Source organism: Nocardia sp. NPDC004582, assembly GCF_053602115.1.
This window is the reverse complement of sequence record NZ_JBSGCY010000201.1, coordinates 1-9,071: the sequence shown is the minus strand read 5'-3', so window position 1 is coordinate 9,071 and position 9,071 is coordinate 1. Positions and strand designations below refer to the sequence as shown.

Here is a 9,071-nt window from a genome sequence, read left to right as displayed (position 1 = left end):
CATCGGCGGGCTCCGGGAGGAGGTGCGCGGACGGTGGTCGCAACCGAGCTGGTCGCGGGGTCGGTCTTCGCCGGATACGTCATCGAGCGCCGGCTGCCCTCGCCGCGCAGCCGCTTGCCCAGTTTCGAGAGCGTCTCGCCGACTTCCTGACCCACCGTGCCGACCGTGGCCCCGACATCGCGGCTCAGGTTGCGCACGGTGCGGATCAGCGGGTCCTCGGACTGGTCGAAGCTCTCCTTGTACGAGCGCGCCGCGTGTTTGATCTCTTCGCTGATGCGGGCGTCCTTGTCCTGTTCGCGGCGCGGGTACTGGCCGTCGAGGACCCGGTTGTACTCGCCGCCGGCGATCCAGCGCCGCAACTCCGCGGCCCGCAGCACCGAGAACGGGTGGCTGGCCAGTTCCAGGTTCAGCAGTTTGAGCACGCCGTCGCGCAGGTCGCCCGCGCGGTCGTAGTCGTCGGCCTGGGCCAGGAAGGCGGCGTGGCTCATCTCGTCGACCCGCGAACCGCCCGCGAGCTTCATATGGACCCGCACCGAGGCCTCCACGTCCTGCCCGACCAGCAGTCCCGCCCGGTCCCCGGACAGTTCGGACTTGCGGCTCCACTCCATCAGCGCCGCCACGATCGCGCGGACCGCCCAGCCGCCCACCGGCATCCAGCCGATGCCGTCGGCGATGCGCATCAGGTGCATGAGCATGGTCCGGTAGACCGCGTGCCCGGAGAGCGCGTGCCCGAGCTCGTGGCCGACCACGAAGCGCAGCTCCTCATGGTCGAGCAGGTCCAGCAGACCGGTGGTGAGCACGATGAAGGGCCGGTCCATGCCGATGGTGAAGGCATTGGCCTCCGGCTGCTGCAGCACGAACATCTCCGGGGTGCGCTGCGCGTCCAGGATCTTGACGGCGTCGGCCCGCAGCTGATGGATGTTTCCGAACTGCCGCTCGTCCACCCGTACGGCGGTCGCCAGGTACATGAGCCGGTGCTGGCGCTCCCGCAGCAGCCCCGACAGGGTGCGCAGCAGGGTGTCGAAGCCACTGAGCTGCCGCAGGCCGACCAGTGCGGTGCGGTCGGCGGGATGCTCCCAGGCGCGAGTGGAGATGCCCGGGAAGTCCCGGCGGATACGGGCGGGTGCGGTCATGGAATTGTTCCCCCGATGGTCTGGAGTAGGCGACCCGATACAGTCTGCCGTGTGTGACCACGGTTGCGCTCGAGGCGATTTCAAACCGCCCGGGATTAGCGGCCTGACGTGCCACTCTGTTAAAGTCGCCGGGTGTCGTCGAGCATCATGCCCCAGGTCCGCCATGAATTGGCGCTGATCGCTGTGGGTTGCCTCGCGGTCGCTGACATTCACTGTCGCTGATCGCCTATCGGGCACTGCTGCACGTCTGAGTAGACTTGGCGCGCGCATTTTTCGCAGTTCGTGTTCGTCCCCCCCGGCGGCCTTCGGGCCGGAGCGCCACCGTCGCGGAGTTCCTCCCGTGACGGGTCTACGGCAAACGTTCATTCCCGCCGGTCGACGTCCCACCGGCGGGTAGCCCGAAAGGTCCACGCCGATGTCCCGCAATACTCGCCTCTCCCGCCGATCTACCTTCGCCGTCGCTCTCACCGCGGTCGCGGCCACCGTGCTCACCGCGTGCGGCGGCGGCGCGTCCGACACCAAGGACGGCGACGCGGCGGCCGGGGGCGGCGGCAATATCAACCTGTTCGCGTACTCGGTCGCGAAGGCCGCCTACGACAAGGTGATTCCGGTCTACAACAAGACCGACGCCGGCAAGGGCACCCAGTTCCAGGCCTCCTACGGTCCCTCGGGCGATCAGTCCCGCAAGGTGAAGGACGGGGCCGAGGCCGATGTGGTCAGCTTCTCCGTCGAGCCCGACATCACCCGCCTGGTGGACGCCGGCCTGGTCGACGCGGGCTGGAACGCCGACGCCAACAAGGGCGTCCCGTTCGGTTCGGTGGTGGTCCTGGCGGTCCGCAAGGGCAACCCGAAGGGCATCAAGACCTGGGACGACCTGCTCAAGCCGGGCATCGAGGTGGTGACCCCCAACCCGTTCAGCTCGGGCGCGGCCAAGTGGAACCTGCTGGCCCCCTACGCCGCCAAGAGCGAGGGCGGCAAGAACACCCAGGCCGGTCTGGACTACCTGACCCAGCTGCTCGGCCACGTGCACGTGCAGCCGAAGTCGGGCCGCGAGGCCACCGACACCTTCCTGCAGGGCACCGGTGACGTGCTGCTCAGCTACGAGAACGAAGCCATCTTCTCCGAGACCAAGGGCGACCCGATCGAGCACGTGGTGCCCGACACCACCTTCCGGATCGACAACCCGGTCGCGGTGCTGAAGAACGCCAAGAACCTGAAGAACGCGACCGCCTTCCGCGACTTCCTCTACACCAAGGACGCGCAGCAGGCGATCGCCGAGGCCGGCTTCCGCCCGGTCGACCCGAAGGTGCGCGCCGACCACGCCAAGGACTTCCCGACCCCGCAGAAGCTGTACACCATCGACGACCTGGGCGGCTGGAAGACCGTGGACAAGGAGCTGTTCACCCCGAACACCGGTTCGGTGGCCCAGATCTACGACAAGGCCACCAAGTAGCCGGGTGACCTGCGACACAAGCGATACTCGAAACTGTGAGTGACAGCAGCTCGAACGCCGGGACCGGTCGCGGTCCCGGCGTTTCGGTAGACGACAACCCCCCGCCCGCGGCGGGCCGGGGCGGCCTTCGGTCCTGGCTCCGGGTGAGCGGGTCGGTCGGTCCGCTCGGCATCGGCACCACCGTGTTGTGGCTCAGCATCATCGTGCTGCTGCCACTCGCGGCGCTGACCGCCAAGTCCTTCGAGGACGGGTGGTCCGGCTTCTGGGACGCGGTGACCGCGCCGTCCGCACTGGACGCGCTGCGGGTGACCATCGTCGTGTCGGTCATCGTGACACTGATCAACGTGGTGATGGGCACCCTCATCGCCTGGGTGCTGGTGCGCGACGAGTTCCCGGGCAAGGCGTTCGTGAACGGTCTGATCGACCTGCCCTTCGCGCTGCCCACCATCGTGGCCTCCATCGTGCTGCTGGCGCTGTACGGGCCGCAGTCGCCGTTCGACATCCACCTGAACGCGACCCAGCCCGGACTGGTGGTGGCGCTGGCGTTCGTGACGCTGCCGTTCGTGGTGCGTTCGGTGCAGCCGGTGCTGATCGAGGCCGACAAGGATGTGGAGCAGGCGGCGGCGTCGCTGGGCGCGGACAACTGGACCATCTTCCGGACCATCCTGCTGCCGACCCTGGCCCCGGCCATCGTGAGCGGTTCGGGTCTGGCCTTCGCGCGCGCGATCGGCGAGTACGGCTCGGTGGTGCTGATCGGCGGCGGTATTCCGAAGAAGACGCAGATGGCCTCGCAGTACATCCAGCAGCAGATCGAGGTGGACCGGCCGGTGAACGCCGCCGCGGTGTCGGTGGCGCTGCTGGCGATCTCGCTGCTGACGCTGTTCGTGCTGCGGGTCACCTCGGATCGCCTGGCGCGCCGGGAACGGGAGTCGTAGATGAAACTCGGTCTCGGGACCAGGATCTCGCTGCGCACGGTGGCGCTGGGGTACCTGTTCATTCTGTTGGTGGTGCCGCTGGGCATCATCCTGTGGCGCACCTTCGAGCGCGGCTTCGGCGCGTTCTACGAGTCGATCTCCACGCCCGCGGCGATCTCGGCGTTCAATCTGACCTTGCAGATCGTGGCGATCACGGTGCCGGTGAATGTGATCTTCGGTGTGATCATCGCGCTCGCCCTGGTCCGCGCGAAGTTCCCCGGCCGCAACCTGCTGCAGGGCGTGGTGGATCTGCCGATGGCGACTTCGCCCGTGGTGGTGGGTGTTTCGCTGATCCTGCTGTGGGGCGCGCACGGCTGGCTGGGCGGGCTGGAGAGCCACGGCCTGAAGGTGATCTTCAATCTGCCGGGCATGGTCATCGCCACCATCTTCGTGACGCTGCCGTTCGTGGTGCGCGAGGTGGAGCCGGTGCTGCACGAGATCGGCGACGACCAGGAGCAGGCCGCGGCCACCCTGGGCGCGTCGGGCTGGCAGACGTTCTGGCGCATCACGCTGCCGGCGATCCGCTGGGGTCTGACCTACGGCATCGTGCTCACCGTGGCCCGCGCGCTCGGTGAATTCGGCGCGGTGATCATGGTGTCGACCGGCCTGCCCGGAAAGTCACAGACCCTCACCCTGTTGGTGAACGGGCGCTACGTGAACGATCACAACACTTTCGGCGCGTACTGCGCGGCGACCCTGCTCATGGGCATCGCCCTCGTTGTTCTTCTGCTCATGACCCTCCTCGAACGCAAGCGGGGCACTGCCAAATGATCACCGTGACCAATGCGAACAAGCGCTACGGCACGTTCGCCGCTCTCGACAATGTCAGCCTGGACATCCCGTCCGGGGAGCTGACCGCGCTGCTGGGCCCGTCCGGTTCGGGCAAGTCCACGCTGTTGCGTTCGATCGCCGGCCTCGAGACCCTCGACGGCGGCATCGTCACCATCGCGGGCAAGGACGTCACCAATGTGTCGCCGCAGAAGCGCGATATCGGTTTCGTGTTCCAGCATTACGCGGCGTTCAAGCACATGACCGTGCGCGACAATGTGGCCTTCGGGCTCAAGATCCGCAAGCGGCCCAAGGCCGAGATCAAGAAGAAGGTCGACGACCTGCTCGAGATCGTCGGCTTGGACGGCTTCCAGCATCGTTATCCGGCGCAGCTGTCGGGTGGTCAGCGCCAGCGCATGGCCCTGGCCCGCGCGCTGGCGGTGGACCCGCAGGTGCTGCTGCTCGACGAGCCGTTCGGCGCGCTCGACGCGAAAGTCCGTGCGGACCTGCGCACCTGGCTGCGCCGGCTGCACGAGGAGGTGCACGTCACCACCGTCCTGGTCACCCACGACCAGGAGGAGGCCCTGGACGTGGCCGACCGGATCGCGGTCATGAACAAGGGCCGCATCGAGCAGGTCGGCAGCCCGGAGGACGTGTACGACCGGCCCGCCAGCGAATTCGTCATGTCGTTCCTGGGCGCGGTGGCCAAGCTGAACGGGCATCTGGTGCGGCCGCACGACATTCGCGTCGGCCGGGATCCGAGCATGGCGCTGGCCGCGCACGAGGGCACCGCGGATTCCGCGGGGGTCACTCGCGCGACCGTGGAGCGGGTGGTCCGGCTGGGCTTCGAGGTCCGTGTGGAACTGCGCAACGCGGCCACCGGGGATCTGTTCACCGCGCAGGTCACCCGCGGTGACGCCGAGGCGCTGCACCTGGCCGAGGGCGAGACCGTGTACGCCCGGGCCACCCGGATTCCGGAGCTCCCGGTCGCGTAAGTCCGTCCGTTATAAGCGATTTCGGCGAGAAGTCGCGACACGCCCAACTCGTCAAAAACCTGGCGAGTCGCTCTGACGAGGGTCCGCCGCGCCGCACGCTGCCGTAGCGTGTGGCGCGGCTGTGCCTGTTCGTTCCAGAGGGGAATAAGCGGACGTGACGAGTGCGGGTGGCGTGCGGGTCGGGATCATCGGGGCCGGTATCGCGGGCTTGGTGACGGCGAAGGTCCTGCGCGACGACGGTTTCGAGGTCGTCGTCTTCGACAAGGAGACCGCGGCCGGCGGGGTGTGGATCGGGTCGCGCACCTATCCCGGGTTGCGCACCAACAACTCCCGGGCCACCTACGCGTACTCCGATCATCCATACCCGGAATCGGCCGATGTATTCCCCACCGCCGGGCAGGTGCGCGAATATCTCGCGTCGTACGTGGAACGCTTCGGCCTGTACCGCTACCTACGCCTGGGCACCGAAGTGATCCGGGTGTCCGAGGCGGGCAAGGGGTTCGAGGTCGAGGTGGTCGGGCCCGACGGGGTCGAGGCGCTGGCGTTCGACTTCGTGGTGGTGTGCGCCGGGACCTTCTCCGAACCGAACATTCCAGATATTCAGGACAGCAATGTCTTTCGCGGCGTGATCGCCCACTCCAGCCAGGCCCTGGAACCCGCCGCCTTCGACGGCAAACGCGTGGTGGTCGTGGGCGCGGGCAAATCCGCCCTGGACTGCGCGGCCTGGGCCGCCGGACCGGCCCGCGACTGCACCCTGGTGTTCCGCAAGCCCTATCCGATGCTGCCGCGGTTCATCGGCGGGCAGCCCTCGGATCAGCTGTACCTCAATCGGTTCTCCGAGGCGTTCTTCCGCTACCACCGGCTCGGCCGGGTCGAGCGGCTGCTGCACGGCCCGGGCAGACCGCTGACCGAGCTGGTCTGGCGGTACCTGAAACTCCTGATGCGGCTCTCGCTGCGGATGCCGCGGATCCTGGTGCCCGAGCCGCCGCTGCCCGGCGGCATCGAACACGGCGGCGTCAGCGAGGAGTTCTACCGGGAGGCCCGCCGGGGCCGGATCCGATTGCGGCGCGGCCACATCGCGCGCTGTTCCGGGGCGGCCGAGCTCACCCTCGACACCGGTGAACGACTGGCCGCGGACCTGGTGGTGTTCGCCACCGGCTGGCGGCAGTCGCTGCCGTTCCTGGACCGCGAGCTACGCACCGATGTCCTGTCCGACGGTCGATTCCTGCTGTACCGGCACATCCTGCCGCCGGAGCATCCGCGCCTCGGCTTCATCGGGTACGGGTCCTCCACCGCCTGCCAGCTGTCCGCGGAGATCTCCGCGCACTGGCTGTCCCAGCATTTCCTCGGCGAGCTGGAGCTGCCGCCCGCCGCCGAGATGCACCGCGAGATCGACCGGGTCGGCGCCTGGCTGGCCGAGGTCATGCCCGCGCGGGCCGAAGGCTATTACATCGGGCCCTACATCTCCCACCACATCGACGACCTGATGGGCGATATGCGATTGCCCGTGCGGCGCACCGACAATTTCGTGTCCGAGTACTTCGACACCTTCCTGCCGGGCCGCTACGCCGACCTCACCGAGGAACGCCTGCGGGCGCGGGAGGCGCGGCGCACCAGGCTCCGGCTCCGCCGTCCGCGCTATGTGAGCGCGGGCCAGTCGCTCGGCGGCATCGCGGCCCTCACGGTCGGGTACGCCTGCCTGCGGCGTTTGCGCGGGGGATCCGGGTAGAGCGCCGACGCTCAGCGCAGGGTCCGTATCCACCGCCGGGTGTCGGCGGGGTCGATGACGTCGTCGAGTTCGAGAACCGTTGCGGCGGTGAGGGCCTTGCCCGCGTCGTAGGCGGCATCGACCAGGGCGTCGAAGGCGGCCTGCCGCTGGTCCGGATCCTCGATGGCGGCCAGTTCCTTGGCGAAGCCCAGCCGGACCGCGCCCTCCAGGCCCATGCCGCCGATCTCGCCGGTGGGCCAGGCGATCACGAAGCGCGGCGCGCGGAACGAGCCCGCCGCCATGGCCTGGGCCCCCAGCCCGTAGCCCTTGCGCAGGATCACCGTGCCGAAGGGCACGTCCAGGGCGGCGGCGTCGATGAACAGGCGGCTGAACCTGGTGACGGTGGCGTGCTCCTCCGCCTCGGGGCCGACCATGAAACCCGGTGTGTCGCACAGCGAGACGATGGGCAGCCCGTGCGCGCCGCACAGCCGCAGGAACGCCGAGAGCTTGTCGGCGGCCGGCGCGTCGATGGCCCCGCCCAGGTGATGGCAGTCATTGGCGATGAGCCCGAAGGGGCGGCCCTCCACCCGGACCAGGGCGGTCACGATGCCCACGCCCCAGTCCCGGCGCAGTTCCAGCACCGAGCCGGCATCCACCACCGAGGCGATGGCGGCGCGAATGTCGAAGGCCCGCAACCGGTTCTCCGGCACCACGTGCCGGGCCGCGCGCGGATCCGGGGCCTCCCACTCCGCCTCGGCCCCTTGGAAATACGACAGGTAGCGGCGGGCGATGTCCACCGCCTCGGCCTCGTCGGCGGCGACGACATGCACCACGCCATTGCGCCGCTGCACCTCGACCGGCCCGATGTCCTCGGGCGCGTATACCCCCAGCCCGCCGCCCTCGATCATGGCCGGACCGCCCATCCCGATATTCGCGTCGGGCGTGGCGATCACGACATCGCACATGCCCAGCAGCGCGGCGTTGCCCGCGAAGCAGCGCCCCGACACGATGCCGATCAGCGGCACCTGCCCGGACAGCGCGCCCATCGCCCGGAACGTGGTGACGTCCAGCCCCGAGATGCCGCCGTGGTCGGTGTCGCCGGGCCGCCCGCCGCCGCCCTCGGTGAAGAACACCACCGGAAGCCGTTGCTCGCGAGCCAGTTCCAGCATGCGGTCGGTCTTCGCGTGATTGCGCATGCCCTGGGTGCCCGCGAGCACGGTGTAGTCGTAGGACATGACCAGCGCGCGGGCGCGATCGTGGCCGAACCGGCCGGCATTGATCGTGGCGACGCCGGCGATCAATCCGTCGGCGGGGGTATTGGCGATCAGATCCTCGAGCCCGCGCCGACTGCGCTGCGCGGCCACCGCCAGCGCCCCGTACTCGACGAAGCTGTCCGCGTCGACCAGATCGGTGATGTTCTCCCGCGCCGTGCGCCGCCCGATCCGATGCCGCTTCGCCACCGCGGCCTCGCGCCGCGCGTCGAGGGTGATCTCATGGCGCTCCAGCGCCTCCGCGAGGTCGGCACGCACCGAATCCAGGTCCACGACCGCCGAATCCGTCGCCGGACCGTCATGATCGGCCGCCACCCAGCTCACCAGCACAGCGTGCGGATCGACCACCTCGCCGGGCGCGGCAGCGTGCCGCAGCACCCGCAACGGCTCGGCCGCCCGCACCACGTGCTGCATCTTCATCGCCTCCAGCACCGCGACCTCGCCCCCGGCGGCCACCATGGTCCCCGGCTCCGCCAGCGACACCACGGTCGCGCCCATCGGCGACCGCAACGCCTGCTCCCCGTCGGCGAGCTCGAACCCGGCCGCGGCAGCGCCCGAGCTGTGTGGTGCACCGCCCGGACCGGCCGCCACCGATCCAGGGTCGGTCGCGTCCTCGAAAGTCTCTGCGCGTGACCGCAAGTCGTCGAGCCGCTGCTCGAACCAACCCGTGGTGACACCCCCACCGCTGCTTTCGTCGACCTCGCTGCCGCCGCTGCCGCCGCTGCCGCCGCTGCCGCCGCTGCCGCTGCTGCCGCTGCCGCTGCTGCCG

General features: G+C 69.3%; 8 protein-coding genes. 6 read left to right on the top strand and 2 right to left on the bottom strand.

All coding sequences use genetic code 11. The annotated features are described in order from the left end of the window. The coding region (locus ACWELJ_RS31800; protein WP_452369780.1) for a M48 family metallopeptidase at nucleotides 1–1,133 on the bottom strand (1,133 nt) is incomplete at its 3' end. Between the two features lie 132 nt (nucleotides 1,134–1,265). Between ACWELJ_RS31800 and ACWELJ_RS31795 the strand changes: the two genes are divergently transcribed. From ACWELJ_RS31795 to ACWELJ_RS31770, 6 genes are all read left to right on the top strand, one after another. Continuing rightward, nucleotides 1,266–1,355 carry an Ms4533A family Cys-rich leader peptide gene (locus ACWELJ_RS31795; RefSeq protein WP_452369779.1) on the top strand — a complete coding sequence of 30 codons (90 nt, stop codon included), beginning with the start codon at nucleotides 1,266–1,268 and terminating at the stop codon, nucleotides 1,353–1,355. Between the two features lie 193 nt (nucleotides 1,356–1,548). Further along, entirely contained in the window at nucleotides 1,549–2,586 is a 1,038-nt protein-coding gene (locus ACWELJ_RS31790; RefSeq protein ID WP_452369778.1) for a sulfate ABC transporter substrate-binding protein, read from the top strand. Between the two features lie 35 nt (nucleotides 2,587–2,621). Beyond that, a complete protein-coding gene (gene cysT, locus ACWELJ_RS31785) occupies nucleotides 2,622–3,521 on the top strand; it encodes a sulfate ABC transporter permease subunit CysT (protein WP_452369777.1) in 900 nt (299 codons plus the stop codon). Then, nucleotides 3,522–4,331, top strand: coding sequence for a sulfate ABC transporter permease subunit CysW (cysW, locus tag ACWELJ_RS31780; RefSeq protein ID WP_452369776.1), 810 nt, complete (start codon nucleotides 3,522–3,524; stop codon nucleotides 4,329–4,331). Further along, nucleotides 4,328–5,323 (top strand): sulfate/molybdate ABC transporter ATP-binding protein, encoded by a 996-nt coding sequence (locus ACWELJ_RS31775; RefSeq protein WP_452369775.1) that lies wholly within the window; start codon nucleotides 4,328–4,330, stop codon nucleotides 5,321–5,323. Before cysW ends, ACWELJ_RS31775 begins: the two co-directional genes overlap by 4 nt. 154 nt (nucleotides 5,324–5,477) lie before the next feature. Then, nucleotides 5,478–7,052: a flavin-containing monooxygenase gene (locus ACWELJ_RS31770; protein ID WP_452369774.1), complete on the top strand. Its 1,575-nt coding sequence runs from the start codon at nucleotides 5,478–5,480 to the stop codon at nucleotides 7,050–7,052. A gap of 11 nt (nucleotides 7,053–7,063) precedes the next feature. On the opposite strand, the gene ACWELJ_RS31765 is transcribed toward ACWELJ_RS31770, so the two are convergent. Next, a partial coding sequence (locus tag ACWELJ_RS31765; protein WP_452369773.1) for a carboxyl transferase domain-containing protein occupies nucleotides 7,064–9,071 on the bottom strand: 2,008 nt, incomplete at its 5' end.